Source organism: Streptomyces sp. NPDC088762, from assembly GCF_044750905.1.
Classification (GTDB): domain Bacteria; phylum Actinomycetota; class Actinomycetes; order Streptomycetales; family Streptomycetaceae; genus Streptomyces.
Map to the genome: position 1 here is coordinate 1 of NZ_JBIVKT010000007.1, position 18323 is coordinate 18323.

Annotated in this window: 18 protein-coding genes; 11 read left to right on the forward strand and 7 right to left on the reverse strand. The window is 73.0% G+C overall.

Going from position 1 to position 18323, the window contains the following annotated elements; all coding sequences use genetic code 11:
* The first annotated feature begins 266 nt into the window (after positions 1–266).
* Together ACIP5M_RS17995 and ACIP5M_RS18000 are read left to right on the forward strand one after the other, a co-directional pair.
* Positions 267–1193, forward strand: coding sequence for a DUF4097 family beta strand repeat-containing protein (locus ACIP5M_RS17995; protein WP_401198032.1), 927 nt, complete (start codon positions 267–269; stop codon positions 1191–1193).
* Between the two features lies 1 nt (position 1194).
* Positions 1195–2082 carry a helix-turn-helix transcriptional regulator gene (locus ACIP5M_RS18000; RefSeq protein ID WP_401198034.1) on the forward strand — a complete coding sequence of 296 codons (888 nt, stop codon included), beginning with the start codon at positions 1195–1197 and terminating at the stop codon, positions 2080–2082.
* An 81-nt stretch (positions 2083–2163) separates the two neighbouring features.
* On the opposite strand, the gene ACIP5M_RS18005 is transcribed toward ACIP5M_RS18000, so the two are convergent.
* The 4 genes from ACIP5M_RS18005 to ACIP5M_RS18020 all read right to left on the reverse strand — a co-directional run bounded on the left by ACIP5M_RS18005 (position 2164) and on the right by ACIP5M_RS18020 (position 5344).
* Positions 2164–2736, reverse strand: coding sequence for a Clp protease N-terminal domain-containing protein (locus ACIP5M_RS18005; RefSeq protein WP_401198036.1), 573 nt, complete (start codon positions 2734–2736; stop codon positions 2164–2166).
* Positions 2736–2945, reverse strand: a complete 210-nt coding sequence (locus tag ACIP5M_RS18010) for a helix-turn-helix domain-containing protein (protein WP_319722791.1) — start codon at positions 2943–2945, stop codon at positions 2736–2738. The genes ACIP5M_RS18005 and ACIP5M_RS18010 overlap by 1 nt, the downstream gene beginning before the upstream one ends.
* A gap of 79 nt (positions 2946–3024) precedes the next feature.
* Positions 3025–3987 carry a zinc-binding dehydrogenase gene (locus tag ACIP5M_RS18015; RefSeq protein WP_215015212.1) on the reverse strand — a complete coding sequence of 321 codons (963 nt, stop codon included), beginning with the start codon at positions 3985–3987 and terminating at the stop codon, positions 3025–3027.
* Between the two features lie 154 nt (positions 3988–4141).
* The gene (locus ACIP5M_RS18020; protein ID WP_401198039.1) at positions 4142–5344 is read right to left on the reverse strand and encodes an NADP-dependent malic enzyme; all 1203 of its coding nucleotides are present in this window, start codon (positions 5342–5344) and stop codon (positions 4142–4144) included.
* Positions 5345–5868: 524 nt separating this feature from the next.
* Between ACIP5M_RS18020 and ACIP5M_RS18025 the strand changes: the two genes are divergently transcribed.
* The 3 genes from ACIP5M_RS18025 to ACIP5M_RS18035 are packed head-to-tail and all read left to right on the forward strand — an operon-like array spanning position 5869 to position 8557.
* A complete protein-coding gene (locus ACIP5M_RS18025; protein WP_401198041.1) occupies positions 5869–6813 on the forward strand; it encodes an ABC transporter substrate-binding protein in 945 nt (314 codons plus the stop codon).
* Positions 6814–6842: 29 nt separating this feature from the next.
* Complete coding sequence (locus ACIP5M_RS18030; RefSeq protein WP_401198044.1) at positions 6843–7793, forward strand: amino acid ABC transporter permease; 951 nt, start codon at positions 6843–6845, stop codon at positions 7791–7793.
* Between the two features lie 11 nt (positions 7794–7804).
* Positions 7805–8557 (forward strand): amino acid ABC transporter ATP-binding protein, encoded by a 753-nt coding sequence (locus ACIP5M_RS18035; RefSeq protein WP_401198523.1) that lies wholly within the window; start codon positions 7805–7807, stop codon positions 8555–8557.
* A gap of 77 nt (positions 8558–8634) precedes the next feature.
* On the opposite strand, the gene ACIP5M_RS18040 is transcribed toward ACIP5M_RS18035, so the two are convergent.
* The gene (locus ACIP5M_RS18040; protein WP_401198046.1) at positions 8635–9417 is read right to left on the reverse strand and encodes a class I SAM-dependent methyltransferase; all 783 of its coding nucleotides are present in this window, start codon (positions 9415–9417) and stop codon (positions 8635–8637) included.
* Positions 9418–9499: 82 nt separating this feature from the next.
* On the opposite strand from ACIP5M_RS18040, the gene ACIP5M_RS18045 reads away from it, so the two are divergent.
* Entirely contained in the window at positions 9500–10129 is a 630-nt protein-coding gene (locus ACIP5M_RS18045; protein WP_401198049.1) for a CGNR zinc finger domain-containing protein, read from the forward strand.
* On the opposite strand, the gene sodX is transcribed toward ACIP5M_RS18045, so the two are convergent.
* On the reverse strand, positions 10033–10521 hold the full coding sequence (sodX, locus tag ACIP5M_RS18050) for a nickel-type superoxide dismutase maturation protease (RefSeq protein WP_401198051.1): 489 nt from the start codon (positions 10519–10521) through the stop codon (positions 10033–10035). The genes ACIP5M_RS18045 and sodX overlap by 97 nt on opposite strands.
* Positions 10522–10626: 105 nt before the next feature.
* Here sodX and sodN point away from each other — a divergent pair, with 105 nt between their 5' ends.
* The gene (sodN, locus tag ACIP5M_RS18055; RefSeq protein ID WP_030709803.1) at positions 10627–11022 is read left to right on the forward strand and encodes a superoxide dismutase, Ni; all 396 of its coding nucleotides are present in this window, start codon (positions 10627–10629) and stop codon (positions 11020–11022) included.
* Between the two features lie 114 nt (positions 11023–11136).
* Here the strand turns inward: sodN and ACIP5M_RS18060 are convergent, their stop codons facing one another.
* On the reverse strand, positions 11137–11325 hold the full coding sequence (locus ACIP5M_RS18060) for a DUF6104 family protein (protein ID WP_030009408.1): 189 nt from the start codon (positions 11323–11325) through the stop codon (positions 11137–11139).
* 129 nt (positions 11326–11454) lie between these two features.
* Here ACIP5M_RS18060 and ACIP5M_RS18065 point away from each other — a divergent pair, with 129 nt between their 5' ends.
* The 4 genes from ACIP5M_RS18065 (at position 11455) to fxsA (ending at position 18213) form a co-directional block, all read left to right on the forward strand.
* The gene (locus ACIP5M_RS18065) at positions 11455–13512 is read left to right on the forward strand and encodes a trypsin-like peptidase domain-containing protein (protein ID WP_401198054.1); all 2058 of its coding nucleotides are present in this window, start codon (positions 11455–11457) and stop codon (positions 13510–13512) included.
* 22 nt (positions 13513–13534) lie between these two features.
* Positions 13535–14617 carry an AAA family ATPase gene (locus ACIP5M_RS18070; RefSeq protein WP_401198057.1) on the forward strand — a complete coding sequence of 361 codons (1083 nt, stop codon included), beginning with the start codon at positions 13535–13537 and terminating at the stop codon, positions 14615–14617.
* A gap of 6 nt (positions 14618–14623) precedes the next feature.
* The gene (locus ACIP5M_RS18075; RefSeq protein WP_401198059.1) at positions 14624–17896 is read left to right on the forward strand and encodes an SAV_2336 N-terminal domain-related protein; all 3273 of its coding nucleotides are present in this window, start codon (positions 14624–14626) and stop codon (positions 17894–17896) included.
* A 146-nt stretch (positions 17897–18042) separates the two neighbouring features.
* Positions 18043–18213: an FxSxx-COOH cyclophane-containing RiPP peptide gene (gene fxsA, locus ACIP5M_RS18080; protein ID WP_401198060.1), complete on the forward strand. Its 171-nt coding sequence runs from the start codon at positions 18043–18045 to the stop codon at positions 18211–18213.
* Positions 18214–18323: the final 110 nt, after the last annotated feature.

Consider the following 18323-nt stretch of genomic DNA (forward strand, 5'->3'; position numbering starts at 1 on the left):
AAGCGGGCCTTAGTGCGCGAGCCGAGGAGACGTCCCGGAGGGACCCCGCGACCCCGACCGGCAAACCGCTCCCGTCCGGGGACACCACCCCAGCCTCGCCGGCGTTTGAGGCGCGGGGGCGGAGTCCCCGGAGCGGTGGCGGCCAGTGCGCGGCGGGGCCGGTGGGTTGACTTCGAACGGCCGCGATATATCGTGTTACTCAGAAGACGCGATATGTTGCGTGCTTCGTCGAGCCCGTCCGTGAACGCACGAGGAGGATCAGCCCCATGGCAGAGCAGTCGTCACCGTCGACGTGGCACATCGCCGAACCGCAGAAGCTCGCCTTCGAGGAGCCGGTGGCCGAGCTCCGCGTCCGCCTCGTGGGCGGCACGGTGAACGTCGTCGCCGCCGAGGAGGGCCCGGCCCGCCTCGAGGTGACCGAGGTCGACGGACCGCCGCTGTACGTCGTGCAGGAGGGCGGCATCCTCACCGTTTCGTACGAGGACCTGCCCTGGAACGGCGCCCAGGGCTTCAAGAAGTGGTTCGAAGCCAAGCCGTGGAAGGCCTGGTCGGGTTCCGGCCGCAAGGCCTGGGAGCGCAGCGCCGCCGTCACCCTCACCGTCCCCGCCGCCACCCGCGTGCAGCTGGCCGCGGTCGACGCCGTCTCCTTCGTCTCCGGCATCTCCGGCGGCACCGACGTCAACGGGGTCTCCGGCGACGCCACGCTGGTCGGCCTGTCCGGCCGGGTCAAGGCGCACACCGTCTCCGGCAGCGTCGAGGCCCAGTCCGTCACCGGCGACCTCGGTTTCCACTCGGTGTCCGGCGGCCTCACCGTCGTCGACGGCGCGGGCGTGAGCGTACGGGCCGACTCGGTCAGCGGTGACATGCTCATCGACCTGGACCTCGACCCGGCCGCCCCGCGCCCCGTCGACATCGCGCTGAACTCCGTCTCAGGCCAGGTCGCGATCCGCCTCCCGCACCCCGCCGACGCCCGCGTGGAGGCCAATACCGCCACCGGCGGCGTCTCCAACGCCTTCGAGGACCTGCGGGTGTCCGGCCAGATGGGGGCCAAGCGGATCACCGGAACCCTCGGCTCCGGCACCGGCACCCTGCGGGCCACCACGGTCTCCGGCTCGATCGCGCTGCTGCGCCGCCCGCAGGCCGACGCCGACACCCCCGCCGCCCCGCTCGTGCTCGACAAGAAGGTGCTCTGACATGCCGCCCGTCTTCGCCCACGGCCGCCTCCGCCTCTACCTCCTGAAACTGCTGGACGAGGCCCCGCGCCACGGGTACGAGGTGATCCGCCTGCTGGAGGAACGCTTCCAGGGCCTGTACGCGCCCTCCGCGGGCACCGTGTACCCGCGCCTGGCCAAGCTGGAGGCCGAGGGTCTGGTCACGCACGCCACCGAGGGCGGGCGCAAGGTGTACTCGATCACCGAGGCGGGCCGCGCCGAACTGGCCGACCGCAGCGGTGAACTCGCCGACCTGGAACTGGAGATCCGCGACTCGGTCACCGAACTCGCCGCCGAGATGCGCGACGACGTCCGGGGAGCGGCGGGCGACCTGCGCCGCGAGATGCGGGCGGCGGCCTCCGCGTCGCAGACCCGGGTCGAGGACGAGTCCTGGAAGGCGGCCAAGGAGGAGCTGCGCAAGGCCAGGCAGGAGTGGAAGGAGCAGGCGCGCCGGGCGAAGGACGAGAGCCGCCGCGCCCGCGAGGAGGCCCAGCAGGCCCGCCGCCAGGCCAAGGAGGCCCAGGAGCGGGCGCGCGAGGAGGTCCAGCGGATCGCGGGCCAGCTCCAGGAGCAGTTCGCCAAGTCCGGCGGGGTCCTGGGCAGCCTCGCCGGAGCCTGGCTCGGCGGCAGCGCCCCGTCCGCGACGACCGCCGCCACCGCCACCGCGCCGGCGGACACCGACTGGGCCGGTGACCTGATGCCCACCGGGGACCCGGCGCGCGACCTGGACCGGCTGCTGGACCGGTTCCGCGACGACGTGCGCGACGCGGCCCGGGACCACGGGGTGTCGGCGGGCCAACTGGCCCGGGCCCGTGCCGATCTCGGGGCGGCGGCCGCCCGGCTGACGGCGACCTTGCGGGCCCTGCAGTAGCCCGGCCGCAGGGCCGCTGCCCGGGGCCCCGCCCCGGACCGCGCGCCTCAGCCGCCGGCGGGGCCGGATCGGGGCCGGCCGTCAGGCTGCCAGGCCCGCCTCGGCCGTGGCGTAGGTGACCCCGTGGTCCGCCAGGACCTCGGCGGCCGTCCCGGGCCGGGACGTCAGGGCCAGGAGCAGGTGCAGGGTGCCGATGTGGTTGTCCTTGCGGCCCAGAGCGATCCGGAGGGACTGTTCCAGGACCTTCTTCGAGCCCGCGGTGAAGGGCACCCGGTAGCTGCCGGTGCGGTCGTCCGGCTCCTCGCGTCCCAGGGTCGAGCGGAGCGAGGCGCCCAGGGACCGCCTGCGCGGCGCCGGGGCCGAGAGGACGCCCTCGCCGTGGGTCTCCTCGATGCGGGAGACGATCTCCGTGAGGTCGATGCCGAGTCCGGCCAGCGCTTCCTCGTCCGCCCTGGACATGCCGCCCCGGCGGCGGGCCGCCGCGAGGTCGGCGGTCACCGCCCTGCGGTCCACGCCCAGGGGGTCCAGGGCCCCTTGGGTCAGCAGGGCGAGCAGCAGGTGCTCCTCGGTGACCGTGGCGGCCCCGGTCTTCCGGGCCTCGGTCATGGCGCCGGTCACGGTCGACCGGGCGTCCCGGGTGAATCGTTCGAACATCAGAGCCTCCCGTACTTCTTGTGCACGGCCTGCCGGCTGACGCCCAGCTCGGCCGCGATGTCCTGCCAGGACCACCCCTGCGCGCGGGCACTGCGTACCTGTACGGCCTCCAGCTGCTCCAGCAGCCTTCGGAGGGCGGCAACGGCACGCAGGCCCACGCGCGGGTCGCGGTCACCGGCCCGTTCGGCGAGATCGGTTGCTTCCGTCATGCATGTCAATTTAGGTTGACGCGGGAGGGGTTGTCAACCCTGATTGACATCGACTGTCGGGCCGTCAGGCGGTCGGTGATCAGACGGTCAGGACGACCTTCCCGAACAGGTCGCCGGACTGGAGCTTCTCGAAGCCCTCGCGGGCCCGGTCCAGCGGCAGCACCTCGTCGATGACCGGACGCACCCCGGTCGCCGCGCAGAAGGACAGCAGGTCCTCCAGCTCGTCCTTCGAGCCCATCGTCGAGCCGACGACCTTCAGCTCCAGGAAGAAGATCCGGGTCAGCTCGGCGTGCGCCGGCCGGTCCCCGCTGGTCGCGCCGGAGATCACCAGGGTGCCGCCCGGGCGCAGCGACTTCACCGAGTGCGACCACGTGGCCGCGCCCACCGTCTCGATCACCGCGTCCACGCGCTGCGGCAGCCGCGCGCCCGGCTCGTACGCCTCCACCGCGCCCAGCTCCACGGCCCGCTTGCGCTTGGCCTCGTCCCGGCTGGTCGCGAAGACGCGCAGGCCCGCCGCCTTGCCGAGGACGATGGCGGCGGTCGCGACCCCACCGCCGGCGCCCTGGACGAGGACGGAGTCCCCCGGGCGCACCCCGGCGTTGGTGAACAGCATCCGGTAGGCCGTCAGCCAGGCCGTGGGCAGGCAGGCGGCCTCCTCGAAGGAGAGCTCGGCGGGCTTGCGCAGGACGTTCCAGGCGGGGACGGACACCTGCTCGGCGAAGGTCCCCTGGTAGCGCTCGGTCAGGATCGAGCGGGGCTCGTCGGGGCCGACCCCGTGGCCGCTCTGGCCGATGACGGAGTGCAGGACGACCTCGTTGCCGTCCTGGTCGATCCCGGCGGCGTCGCAGCCGAGGATCATGGGGAGTTTCTCCTCGCCGAGACCGACCCCGCGCAGCGACCACAGGTCGTGGTGGTTGAGGGAGGCGGCCTTGACGTTCACGGTCACCCAGCCGGGACGGGCCTCGGGCGCTGGGCGCTCGCCCAGTTCAAGGCCGGTCAGCGGCTGGTCACGGTCGATTCGGGCGGCATAGGCAGCGAACATGCCGCGACGCTACCGCCGGGTAGCCGACGGGTTCCAGCCCTTCCGGCAACACGATGGTGAGGCGTTCGCCGCACTGGCGCCCCCTTCCGGGAAACGCGGAGGCCCGGCCGGAGGGTTCCGGCCGGGCCTCTACCCGTACAGCTCAGCGCGGCGATCAGGCCAGGCGGGCCACGCCGTCGGCCTTGGCGGCGGCGGCGACGGCCGCGGCGACGGCCTCCGCGACGCGCTCGTCGAACGGCGACGGGATCACGTAGTCGGCGGCGAGCTCGTCACCCACGACACCGGCGATGGCGTCGGCGGCGGCGATCTTCATGCCCTCGGTGATCCGGGTGGCGCGCACCTTGAAGGCACCCGCGAAGATGCCCGGGAACGCCAGCACGTTGTTGATCTGGTTCGGGAAGTCCGAACGGCCGGTGGCCACGACCGCCGCGTACTTGTGCGCGACGTCCGGGTGCACCTCCGGGTTCGGGTTGGCCATGGCGAAGACGAACGCGTCCTTCGCCATCGTGGCCACGGCCTCCTCGGCGACGGAGCCGCCGGAGACGCCGATGAACACGTCCGCACCCGCCAGGGCCTGCTCCAGCGAGCCGGTCTGGTTGGTCTTGTTGGTCAGGCCCGCGATCTCCGCCTTGACGTCCGTCAGGTCGGTGCGGTCGGCGGACACGACGCCCTTGCGGTCGGTGACGCACACGTCGCCGATGCCCGCGTCCACGAGGATCTTGGCGATGGCGATGCCCGCCGCGCCCGCGCCCGCGATCACGGCGCGCAGGTCGCCGAGGGTGCGACCGGTGAGCTTCGCGGCGTTGCGCAGGGCGGCCAGCGTCACGATGGCGGTGCCGTGCTGGTCGTCGTGGAAGATCGGGATGTCCAGCGCCTCCTGGAGGCGCCGCTCGATCTCGAAGCAGCGGGGGGCGGAGATGTCCTCCAGGTTCACCCCGCCGAAGGACGGGGCGAGGCGGATGACCGTCTCGATGATCTCGTCCGTGTCCTTGGTGGCGAGCGCGATCGGGACCGCGTCGACACCGCCGAACTGCTTGAAGAGGATGGCCTTGCCCTCCATCACGGGGAGGGAGGCCTCGGGACCGATGTCACCGAGTCCGAGCACGGCCGTGCCGTCGGTGACGACCGCGACCACGTTCGACTTCCAGGTGTACTCGTTCACCAGGTCGGGCTGCTCGGCGATGGCGGTGCACACCTTCGCCACGCCGGGCGTGTACGCCAGGGACAGGTCGTCCTTGTCGTTGACCGGCACCGTGGCCTGGATGGCCATCTTGCCGCCCCGGTGCAGTGCGAACACCGCATCGGGGTTGTTGTCCGTCGCACTGTCACTGCGAGGGTTGACGATCTCCGCTGCCACTTCGTGTGACCCCTTAGGTCCTTTTGTTCATTGAGGGTGGCCACTCCTGGTTAAGGGGTGGGCGGGCACCGCGTCCGTACTCCGCATCGACGGTTGGCCCGTCTCCGCGAAGGGGAGGTTCGTACGCGCGGGCGCGCCGCACGCGCGCCCTGAGCCCCGGATGAGGGGTGTAAGGATCTGTTCTACCCGAAGAACACTCACCCAGACGAGTCGATTCCTGCTCGACCATAGGCTGCTTGTCCTGGTTTTGGCTAAAAGTCCAAACCTCTCTGTCCAATGGGCGAGACGCACCGCAAGAACTGAGCAAGAAAGGCCTGATCGCGGCGGTTCCTGCGGTCTTGAGGGACCTTGCCCGCAGTCCTGTTGGGTGATCCAGGGTGTCCGTTATCTGATTTTGACCTGATGGGCAGCCTGAATGCGCCAGTCCGAATGGCAAGATGCCGTAATCACACAAGGTCGCGACACGCGAAGGTGCGTGCCCGACCGTTTTTCGGTGCTTTTCCACCAGCCGGAGGAACCAGCTCATGACCGCAAGCATCACCCGTCGTACGACCGCCGCCCGGTCCCGGATCGCCGCGGTCGGCGCGATCGCGGTCGCCGGCGCCCTGATCCTGACCGGCTGTGGCGACCAGACCGAGGGCGGTTCCGCGACCAAGGAGAAGACCAGCGACGCCCCGCTGTTCTCCAAGCTGCCGAAGAAGATCCAGGACGCCGGCGTCATCAAGGTCGGCACGGACGCCGCCTACGCCCCGATGGAGTTCACCGAGGGCGCCAAGATCGTCGGTGTCGACCCCGACATCGCCGAAGCGCTCGGCAAGCAGCTCGGTGTGAAGTTCCAGTTCACCTCCGGCACCTTCGACGGCCTGATCACCTCGCTGGAGACCGGCCGCCAGGACATCGCCATGTCGTCGATCACCGACAACAAGAAGCGCCAGGAGGGCCTGGACGACAAGGGCGCCAAGATCGGCAAGGGCGTCGACTTCGTCGACTACTTCTCCTCCGGTGTCTCGCTCCTCGTCAAGAAGGGCAACCCGGAGAACATCAAGTCCCTCGACGACCTGTGCGGCAAGACGGTCGCCGTCCAGCGCGGCACCACGTACGAGGACACCTTCAAGGCCCAGGCCGAGAAGTGCGGTGACAAGAAGCTCACCATCGAGGCCTTCGACACCGACGCCGAGGCCCAGACCCGCGTCAAGGCCGGCGGCGCCGTGGCCGACCTGAACGACTTCCCGGTCACCGCGTACACCGCGAAGACCTCCGGCGGCGGCAACGACTTCGAGGTCGGCGGCCAGCAGGCCGACGTCGGCCTCTTCGGCATCGCGGTCTCCAAGGAGAACACCCAGCTCCGCGACGCCCTCAAGGAAGCCCTCGACGCCATCATCAAGGACGGCTCCTACGCCAAGGTCCTGGAGAAGTGGAACGTGAAGGACAGCGCCGTGCCGTCCGCCACGGTCAACGCCGGCAAGTGATCCGAGAGCTCCACTGAAGGGCAGTCATTGTGACTGACAAGATCGACAAGGGTCCGGCCGCGACTCCGCCGGCCGGACCCGGCGCCTCGGGTACCCCCTACGAGGCCATCAAGGCCATCCCCGTACGGCACTACGGCCGCTGGATCAGCGCCGTGGTCGTCGCCGTACTCCTCGCGTGGCTCGTCTACGCCTTCTCCCAGGGCAAGATCATCTGGGGGACGGTCGGCGACAAGCTGTTCGACCCCTCCGTCATCTCCGGCCTCGGCAACACGGTGCTCATCAGCATCACCGCCATGGCGCTGGGCCTCGTGCTCGGCATCCTCTTCGCGGTCATGCGGCTCTCGAAGAACCCGGTCACCAGCTTCGTGGCCTGGCTGTACATCTGGTTCTTCCGCGGCACCCCGGTCTACGTGCAGCTGCTGGTCTGGTTCAGCCTCCCGCTGATCTTCCAGTACATCAACCTGGGCCCGATCTACAAGAACGAGACCGTCGACGTCATGACGCCGTTCATGGTCGCCCTCCTGGGCCTCGGCCTGAACGAGGGCGCCTACATGGCGGAGATCGTCCGGGCCGGCATCCAGTCCGTCGACGAGGGCCAGAGCGAGGCCTCGCACGCGCTCGGCATGACCCAGACGCAGACCATGCGCCGGGTCGTGCTCCCGCAGGCGATGCGCGTGATCATCCCGCCGACCGGCAACGAGTTCATCAACATGCTGAAGACCTCGTCCCTGGTCTCGGCCGTGCAGTACACCGAACTCCTGCGGGCCAGCTCCAACATCGGCACCACGGCCGGCGCGGTCATCGAGATGTACTTCGTCGCGTCCATCTGGTACCTGGCCCTGACGAGCGTCTTCAGCGTCGGCCAGTACTACCTGGAGCGCCGCTACGCCCGCGGTTCGCTGCGCAGCCTGCCGCCCACGCCGTTCCAGCGGCTGAAGGCCAACCTGAACATGTTCCGCCGTACGGAGGTGGCGAAGTGACCGCCCAGCCGATGGTCAAGGCAGAAGGCGTCCACAAGTCGTACGGCGCCGCCCACATCCTGCGCGGGATCGACCTGGAGGTCGCGCCCCGTGAGGTCTTCTGCCTGGTCGGCCCGTCCGGCTCCGGCAAGTCGACCTTCCTGCGCTGCATCAACCACCTGGAGCGCATCAACTCCGGGCGGCTGTCGGTCGACGGCGAGCTGGTGGGGTACAAGCAGAAGGGCGACAAGCTCTACGAGCTGAAGGACAGCGAGGTCGCGGCCCAGCGCCGGGACATCGGCATGGTCTTCCAGCGCTTCAACCTCTTCCCGCACATGACGGCCATAGAGAACGTCATGGAAGCACCGGTCATGGTCAAGGGCGAGTCCAAGGCGGTGGCGCGCGAGCGCGCCGTGCGCCTCCTGGACCGGGTCGGCCTCGGCGAGAAGGGCGGGAACTACCCCTCCCAGCTCTCCGGCGGCCAGCAGCAGCGCGTGGCCATCGCCCGCGCGCTCGCCATGGAGCCGAAGCTGATGCTCTTCGACGAGCCCACCTCGGCCCTCGACCCGGAGCTGGTCGGTGACGTCCTCGACGTCATGCGCGACCTCGCCGAGTCGGGCATGACCATGATCGTGGTCACCCACGAGATGGGCTTCGCCCGCGAGGTCGGCGACAACCTCGTCTTCATGGACGGCGGCGTGGTCGTCGAGTCCGGCAATCCGCGTGACGTGCTGGGGAACCCGCAGCACGACCGGACGAAGGCGTTCCTCTCCAAGGTGCTGTAAGCGCCGCGGAGGGCGGAAGGGCGGTACGGGTCTCCCGTACCGCCCTTCGTCGTCCGGCCCGCGCCTACCGCACGTGGCTACTTCAGGCCCAGGACCAGCGCGTCCGAGGGCGAGCGCCAGACCGTACGGGCCTCCGCGAAGCCCGCGTCGAGGAGGGTGCCGGTGTGCCAGGCCTCGGAGGGCGTGTCGCCGTCGGCGTGCTCCCCGTAGATCTCGAAGCGCCGCTTCACCGGCTCGGCCAGCACCGGGTCCGCGGCCGCCAGGGCCCACCACTCGCGCCAGTCCACCGCCCCCGAGGCCTTGGCCCGGTCCATTGCGGCGTGCCGGTGCGCGTGCTCGGCGGCGTCGATCCGCGGGGTGGCCGGATCGGGCATGTGGTCGGCGTTCATGAACACCCCGCCGGGGCGGACCAGCGGCGCGAGCTGCCCGTACAGGACGGCGAGGTCCTCGCTGTGCAGCCAGTGCAGGGCCGTGGCCGTCAGCACCGCGTCGTACGTGTCGTGGGGAAGGGCCGCGCGCCAGTGCGGGTCCTTCAGGTCCGCGGTCACGAACGAGACCCGCCCGTCACCCGCGAAATGCCCCCGGGCGATGGCCAGCAGGGCCGGGTCGAGATCGACGCCCGTGGCAGTGGCTTCCGGGAACCGCTTGAGGACGCGGTCCGTGATACTTCCCGTACCGCACGCGAGGTCCAGGACCCGGGGGGCGGGGCCCACCAGCGCCTCGACCATGTCCAGCATCACCCGGAACCGCTCCTCGCGGTCGGGCATGTACCACTCCTGCTGACGGTCCCAGCTGTCCTGCCAGGCCTGCCAGTAGGCACGGGTTTGCGCCGTTCCCGTCGTTCCTGTCGTACCGGTCATCCCCAACCCCTTCATACGTAATACCCTCGAAGACGTCTCAGCCGTTACCGGAGACGATAATCCGCAGCCGTAAGGACTACAAGTGGAACTGGCCCATTACTCGGACTTCGCCGTGCGCCTGGTCAACACCGAGGAGCCGGCCCGCAACAAGGACTCGCTCACCTCGGTGGACGCCGTCCGCGCCCTGTTCGGCGCCAGCGAACAGATGGCACGCCGCGTCACCGACACCGACGTCACCCGCTTCCGCAACGTACGCGGGCGGCTGCGCGCCGTCTTCGAAGCCGCCGACGGCGGAGACGAGGTCCTCGCCGTCGACCTGCTGAACTCGCTCCTCATGGAGTTCCCCGTCAGCCCCCAGGTCTCCGGCCACGAGACCCTCGGCGACGACGGGCGCCCCGACTGGCACATCCACCTCGCCGAGCACCCCTCGAACGCCTCCGCGGGCTACGCCGCCATGGCCTCCATGGGCCTGGCCTTCGCCCTCACCGAGCACGGCCCCGACCGCCTCGGCCTGTGCCAGGCCGCGCCCTGCCGCAACGCCTACCTCGACACCTCCACCAACCGCTCCCGGCGCTACTGCTCCGACCGCTGCGCCACCCGCGCCAACGTGGCGGCCTACCGCGCCCGCAAGCGGCTCGAGGCCGAGGCGTCCGCCCACAGCGGGCGCAGCGCCGAAGCCGCCCAGGACAGCCGGGCCCTCAGCGAGCGCTGATGCTCCTCGCGCGGCCGGAAGCGCAGGACCGCCGTCGCCAGCACCAGCTCGTCGGGGACGGGCCCGTAGACGGTGCTGTCGCCGGTCTCGTTGTACGGGTTGTCGCCGAGCACCCACCAACAGCCGCCCGGCCGCCGCTCCACCGCCCGCTTGATCACCAGCAGGTCCTGCTGGAAGGGGTGGCGCAGTACCACCACGTCACCCGGCCGGACGCCGGCCCCGTACCGGACCAGCACCTGGTCCCCGTGGTTGAGAGTGGGCGTCATCGACGGCCCCGACACCTCCACCACCCCGAACTGCTTCCGCGGGCGCCTGTTCTCCACCATGCGCGTCCTCCTCGTCACCCCCGCATGCTGCCGTACGGTTCCGTACATTCGCTCACCGGTCCGCACCCGACCCTGGACTTTTGTCCCAAGCCCACGGGGGCGCCCGCGAAATCCGGATTCCGAGCGAGTAATCTCCCCCTTGAGAAGACGATCACGAGGAGGACACACTCCATGCTTTCCCGCCTCTTCGCCCCCAAGGCGAAGGTCTCCGCCCACTGCGACCTGCCGTGCGGCGTGTACGACCCTGCCCAGGCCCGCATCGAGGCCGAGTCCGTCAAGGCCGTGCAGGAGAAGTACCAGGCCAACGACGACGCCGACTTCCGTGCGCGCGCCATCACCATCAAGGAGCAGCGCGCCGAGCTCGCCAAGCACCACGTCTCGGTGCTGTGGAGCGACTACTTCAAGCCCCCGCACTTCGAGAAGTACCCGCAGCTGCACACCCTGGTCAACGACACCCTGAAGGCCCTCTCGGCCGCCAAGGCGTCGAACGACCCGGCGACCGGCGCGAAGGCCCTTGAGCTGATCGCCGAGATCGACCGCATCTTCTGGGAGACCAAGGCCGCCTGATCCGGCGCCTCGCAACCCCGTCGCGCTGGTCAGAGCGCGCACGAGAACGGCCCGACTGCTCCCCGCAGCCGGGCCGTTCTCACATTCGTCTTCCTCTTCCTCGTCCTCTTCCGCTCACTCGTCGTCCGCGTCCTCGTCGTCGTCCAGCCGGGCCAGCCAGGTGGCCAGGCGTTCCACCGGGACCTCGAAGTCCGGGTTCAGGTCGACGAAGGTGCGCAGCTGCTCGGCCAGCCACTCGAAGGTGACCTCCTCCTCGCCGCGCCGCTTCTCCAGCTCCTCGATGCCGCGATCGGTGAAGTACAAGTCGGGCTCCGTGCCGTGATGAGGGTGTTCAGGGGGCGTTTCCCGCCAGGATAATCCGCCGACGCGAAGACACCTGCCGCCCGAGGTGACCGAGCGGTAGCCTGGATGCCTCACGAGCGGGGGGCGCGGATGACGGACGGGCGCACGGTCGGCTCCGCGCGCGCCTTCGAGCTTCTCGAGCCCCTCGTCCAGGCGGCGACCGTACGCGTTCACGCCCCGTCCGCCGGGTATGAGACTCCCGGGACCGGACCCACCTGGGGCAGCGGGTTCTTCATCGCCCCCGGCTGGGTCCTGACGTGCGCGCACGTGGTCGGCGAAGGGGGTGCTGCGGTGCGTCTGACGGGGCGCGAGGTCGGCATCACCTTCTCCTCCGGCGGCAACGGCGGCACGGGGACCGTCACCGGACGCGTGGAATGCGTACTGCCCGAGCGGCTGGAGGAACGGCGGCCCGGCCGGCGGGCCCTGTGGGACCTGCCCGACCTCGCGCTCATACGGGTCCTGGCCCCCGTCTCCCACGCCTGCGTCTGGCTGACCGACCGCTCCAAGCCCCGCTTCGACGAGGTCGCCTACTTCGGCTGCACCGAGGACCTCGGCACCCCCGAGATCACCGGCCGCACCACCCGGCTGCGCGGCACCGCCGGCCACGGCGCCGCCATCCGGCTCGGCGACGACGACGAGATCGAGCCCGGGATGTCCGGCGGACCCGTGGTGGACCTGGCCCGCGGCGAGGTCGTCGGCGTGGTCAAGGCCCGGCGGCACACGGGCGGCGGCGGGCTCGCCGTCTCCGTCGTCCAGCTGCGCACCCTGCCCACGGCCCCGCGCGGCCAGATCGGGCTCTACCGCCGGGTCATGCAGGCCCACGACCGGCACCACTACGACCAGCATCTGAGCGATCTCGACAGCCGCCGGACCTGGACCGACGTGCACGGCGAACTCCCCGTCGAAGCCGACCCGCTCGACGGGCGCGGCCGGCTCACCCCGGGCGAACGCACCACCCTGTACGGGCTGCTCGCCGAACTGCCCCCGCCGGGCTCCTCGGAGGTCGTACGGGCCCTCGTCGAGTCGGCCCGCGGCGAGGAGCCGGACCCCCATCCGCTCGCCCCGCTGAGCTGGCGCGACGGGCTCGGGCTGCTGCACGACCCGCCGGGCGGGACGGGGGAGGCCGCGGCGATGCTCCGCTACGCGACGGACGTGAGCGTGGCCGACTACCGCGAGCCCCCCGCCCCGGGCGCCGACGAGGACCTGTGGGACTGGGTGCGGGCCACCGCCGAGCGGCTGTGGCGGCCGCTGCGCCGCGAGCTCGGCGAGCGCCACGAGCGGGGCCTGGCCGACCGGGAGCGGCGCCGGCGGGCCGCGGCCGGGCGGGCGGTCCGCGGCCCGGCCCGGCCGGCGGGCCGACTGCCCACCGGGGCGTCGGTGCTGCTGGAGTTATGGCCCCACGGCTGGGAGGACGTCTACGACTGGGCGGTCTCCGTACTGGCCGGCCCGGCCCACCCCGGCCGGCTGACCCCGGTGGACTCGGGTGTACGGGTCCCCCCGCGCGGGCTGCGCGAGGCGCTCGGGGCCCCGCTCGCCGAGGGGTTCAGGCGCTGCGACACCCACGAGACGGCGGCCCTGCTGGAAGTGGCCGTCGAACCCGAGCTGTTCGGGGTCGCGGTCGACGAGTGGGTGCTGGCCGGCGGGGCGCCGCTGGGCGTGCAGCGGCCGGTCGTGCTGCGCCACGCCCGCGGGACGGCGAGTCCCCATGCGGCCGCCCGCTGGGCGCGCGTCCAGGCCGGCCCCCTGCTGGACCACCGGTCCGACTGCGTGCGGGGGCGCCCGCGCAGCCCGTCGGCGCCGTGGCTCGCCGCGCTCCCGGACAACACCGTGCCGGTGCACTGCCGGGCGCCCGGGCTGGAGCCCACGCGCGGGGCCCTGCACGCGGTGCGCGACGCCGGCTACGGGGTGCTGGTGTGCAGACGGCCCCCGGCCGATCCGGGGGTCTCGTGCGCTCCGTTCCACCGCGGGCTGCGCGAGGAGCTGGCCGAGGCCGGCCGGGGCGAGGCGCTGCCCCTGCGGCTGCAGACGCTGCGCGGCCGGGCGTTCGGGGCGGACCCGGACGCGTACTGGGCGGCCGGGATCGCCCTCGTCTGGGACGACCCCGCACGTGCTCTGCCCGAGGACGAGCCGCTGCAGGGGGACCTGTGACCGGCAGGAGGGAGCAGCACCCGTGAACGACGAATGGCTCATCTACCGCGGTGTCGGCGAACCCCACGACGGGATAGACGCCCTGCCCGATCCGCCGCCCTGGCGGGACTTCGACGGCGGCCCGGTGGGAGAGGAGGGCGGCCCGGCCGCGGCCGCCCCGGTGGCCGACGGCAACATCGCCCGGCGGCTCGGCGCGCACCGGCAGGCCGCGGAGCTGCACCGGCCCGAACCGGAGGAGCTGGAGGCCATCAACGCCGCGCTGTACCTGCGGCGGCCGCTGCTGGTGACCGGCTTCCCCGGGACGGGGAAGTCCACCCTCGCGCACGCCGTCGCCCACGAGCTGAAGCTCGGGCGGGTACTGCGCTGGCCGGTGGTGTCGCGGACCGTGCTGCAGGACGGGCTGTACCGCTACGACGCCCTGGCCCGCCTCCAGGACGTGCAGCTCGCGGCGAGCGGCGGCTTCCCGGGCAGGACGGGGGCGGACGCGTCGGCTGCGGGCGCTCCCCGCGGGGCGCGGGCCGGGGCACCCGGCGGGGTGCCCGGCATCGGGAAGTACATCCGGCTCGGACCGCTCGGCACCGCCCTGCTGCCCACCGGGCGGCCCCGCGTCCTGCTCATCGACGAGCTCGACAAGAGCGACATCGACCTGCCCAACGATCTGCTGAACGTGCTGGAGGAAGGGGAGTTCGCCCTCCCCGAACTGGAACGCGTCGCCGACACCGAGCCCGAGGTGCAGGTCCTCACCGACGACGGGACGAAGGTGACCGTCCGGGGCGGCCGGGTGCGCTGCCGGGCCTTCCCCTTCATCATCCTGACCAGCAACGGGGAACGGGACTTCCCCGCCGCCCTGCTGCGCCGCTGCATCCAGCTCAAGCTGGGCCAGCCCGGCGAGAAACGGCTCGCCACGATGGTCCGCGCCCACCTCGGCGAGGAGGCCGCCAGGCTCGGGGCCGACCTCATCCGGGAGTTCCTCAGCCGCTCCCAGTCCGAGCTCGTCGCCGCCGACCAGCTGCTCAACGCCCTCTACCTGACCCACTACGCCGCCCCGCCCACCCGGGAGGACCTCGCGGACCTGCTCATCCAGCGCCTCGACCGCCCGAGGTGACGGGCCGTGACCCCCGACCGGCCGCCGGTACCCCCCGGCATCCGTGACCTGGCGGCGCTGCTGCGCGCCGCCGGGCTCGACCCGTCCGCCGAGGAGCTCGCCGACGCGCTGTGGCTGGCCGGGCGCATCCGGCGCCCGGGGCCCGCAGAGCCCGGTACGCGCGAGCCGCCCGCGGAACCGGAGGCCGAGGATCCGATCGGCCCGCCCGTGGCGCCCGTGCGGCCCGGGCCGGAGCCGGAGGACCCGGTCAGGCTCCACGTCCCGGGAGCGCGCCGCGCCGGCGAGGCCGAGGCCGAACCGGCCGGCGAGGCGCCCGCCGAGCGCGCGGTGCCCGTACGGGTGCCCGCGGCGGCCGCGCTGCCCCGCATCCTGGACATCCAGCGGGCCCTGCGCGCCCTGCAACGGCACCGGCCGCCCGGTCCGCCCACCCGCATGGTGCTCGACGAGGAGGCCACCGCCGAGGCGAGCGCCCGAGCCCTCGGAACGGTCGTCCCGGTACTCCGGCCGGAGAGCCGGCGCGAGGCGACCGTACGGCTGGTGATGGACGCGTCGCCGTCGATGGCCGTGTGGCAGGACATGTTCGAGGAACTGCGGTCCGTGTGCGAGCGGCTCGGCGCCTTCCGGGACGTCCAGGTGCACCACCTCCACCGGCTCGCGGACGGTACGGCCGCACTCGGGCGCGGCCCGGTCCCCGGCCCCGGACTGCGCTCGGGGGACCAGCTGCGCGACCCCACCGGACGGGCCCTGACCATGGTGGTCTCCGACTGCGCCGGACCGCTGTGGCGCGAGGGCACGGCCCAGCGTCTGCTGTACCGCTGGGCCGAGTGCACCCCGTGCGTGGTCGTCCAGCCGCTGCCCCAGCGGCTGTGGGGCCGCAGCTGGCTGCCGACCGAGCGGGGCACGCTCTCCCGGGCCGAGGGCGGCATCGGCGGCAGCGGGGCGAAGCTGGAATTCCGCGCGGACCGGCGACCGCAGCCCGGGCGGCCCACGGGAGGGCTGACCGTACCGGTACTGCCGCCGAGCGCCACCGCGCTCGGGGCCTGGGCGCGGCTCGTCGCCGGCCTCGGCACCGGGCCCGTACCGGCCGAGGTGGGCAGGGTCCTGGCCGACCACCCGGGCGCGCCGCCGCCCCCGCCGCGCGCCGTACGCCCGCCGCGCGAGCTGGTGGCCCGGTTCCGTTCCTCGGCCGCGCCCCGCGCCGTGCAACTGGCGGTGTACCTGTCGGCGGCCCCCCTGACGCTGCCCGTGATGCGGCTCGTGCAGCGCACGATGCTGCCCGACTCCGAGCCCTCGGACCTGGCGGAAGTGCTGCTCGGCGGGCTGCTGCGGCGCAGCACCGAAGTACCCGGCCAGTGGTACGAGTTCGTACCCGGGGTGCAGGACGTCCTGCTGGGACCGCTGGGGCGGGACGAGGCCGCGCTGGTGCTCAAGCACTGCTCCGAATACGTACTGGCCCACTTCGGCCGGGGCGTACGCAACTTCCCCGCACTCGCCGTGTCACAGCTGACCGGAAAGCCCCCGGCGCAGGCCGGCCCCGCGCCCGGCGACCCCGAGCGGGCCCCCGCCGGGCGGCTCCCGCAGGCCTTCGCGCAGGTCTCGGCCAAAGTCGTGCGGCGCTATCTGCCCGGGATGCCGGACGAGGGCCCGGCGGCCCCCGAGCCCGCGGCTTCGGCACCCGGCAGGGCCGGTGCGGTCCAGGCGGCCCGGGACCGGCTTGCCGACGGGGAGGGAGACGGGGACGGCGACGCCCGGGCCCTGTACGAGGCCGTGGCGGTGCTGCGCCGGGCCGTGGCCTCGCCCGCCGGCCCGGCAGACCCGCCCGAGGAGGCCGAGACCGAGCTGGCGGGGGCACTGCTGCGGCTGTGGACGGCGCAACGCGACCCCGAACTCCTCGCCGAGGCCGAGCGGGCCCTCACCGGCCTCGCAACCGCCCCGGCGCGGGCGCTGCTCGGCCGGGTGTACTACGAGCGCGCCCTGGTGGCGGAGCCCGACGCGGGACTGCTGGCCGCGGCCGACCGGGAGTTCGCCGCGGCGGGCGCCGCCGCCGGCCCCGGGCTGCGGCAGGACTGCGCCGTGCGGAGGGCCGAGACCCTGATCCGGCTGAGCGCGCTGCGCGACGACCCCGGCCCGCTGCGCGAGGCGCGGGCCGCCCTGGAGCCGCTGGCCGGCCCCGCCGACGGGACCGCCTCCCACCCCGAGCCCGGACGGGCCCTCGGCCGCGTGCTCCTGGCCCTGCTGCCCCGCACCCCCGACCCGGCCGAGCGCACCGCCCTCGCCGAACAGGCCGCGGCCCGCCTGGCCCTGGACCCCGCCGCCGGACGCACGGCCCGGGCGCGGGCGCGGGTGGAACTGGCCGGCGCCCTGCGCCACCTGCCCGGACGGCTGGAGGAGGCCGCCGCGCAGCTGGAGGAGGCCCTCGCCGAAGCCGGCGGGGACGCCGAGCTGCGGGTGGCCGCCCTGGTGTGCCTGGCCCGCGTCCACCGGGCACGGTACGCGCGGGACGCCGACCCGGCCGCCCTGGAGGACGCCGCCGAGGCCTACGGGCGGGCCCGGCGGCTGATCCCCCGCGACGGGGAGGCCTTCGGGGAACTGCTGCCCGAGTGGGGCGACGTACTCCTGGACCGGGCGCGGGCCGCCGAGGGGCGGCGGTTCACCGGAGCCGCCGTACGCGTCCTGCGCGAGAGCCGGGCCGCCGTACCGCAGTCCGACCCCGGGTCGGCGCGCCGGCTGCTGAGGCTGGCCACCGGGCTGCGGCTGAGGCACGCCTACGAGGGCGACCCGGTGGACCTGCGGGAGGCGGAGTACCTGCTGGAACTGGCCGTCCGGCACAGCAGCGACCCGCTGGAACGGGCCCGGGCCTGGCGGGACCACGGCGACGTACAACAGGAGATCCACCGCCACACCCGGGCCCCCGACCGCCTCGACCGGGCGGTGGACTCCTACCGGCGGGCCTGGCGGGCCGCCCTGGAGGCCGACAGCGGGGAGCGGCGGGCCACCGGCACCGCCCTCCACCTGGCCGCCCGCGTACAGGAACTGCGCGGGGAGGTACTGGAACGCCTGGCCCGGCCCCGCGCCGCCCTGGACGCGTACCGCTCGGCGCTGGAGCTGTGGGCGCGGCTGTCGGAGGAGGACGGCGTGGGCGGGGAGGGCGCCGCGGACACCGAAGGCGACGAGGGCGGCGGGAGAGGGGGCGGCGGGAGACGGGCCGGCGGAAGACGGGCCGGCGAACGGTCCGAAGCGCTCCGCGCACGGGTCCGGGCCCTGGAGGCAGGGCTCTGACGGCGGCCCGGCGCGCTTGTTTCCGCGTACCGGCCGGAGGGAAAGGGCAGTGGACCATCGAACTCGGGAAGCAACAGGGGGGCAAACCGCTCATGGTGACGAAACATCAGGACGTGGTGGCACAGAGCCCCGCGTGCCCCGCACGTGTGGCACAGAGCCCCGCGTGCCCCGCACGACTCCCGGACCTGTCCGGGCTCGACCTGGCCGCGCTGCGCGGGATCGACCATCCCGTGCTCGCGCAGGTCATCGAAGGCATGGTGGAGCGGGTCACCCACCCGGCCGAGATCCTCAACGCCTTCGACTCCGGTGTCGCTTGACCGGGCGCCGTGCCTGACCCCTCCCGGTGCGCCTGGAGTTGACCACTTTCCGCCGTTAGCCGGGACCGTCCGCAGGGCAGGGATGGACCGTCCGCAGGGGAGGGTGGAGG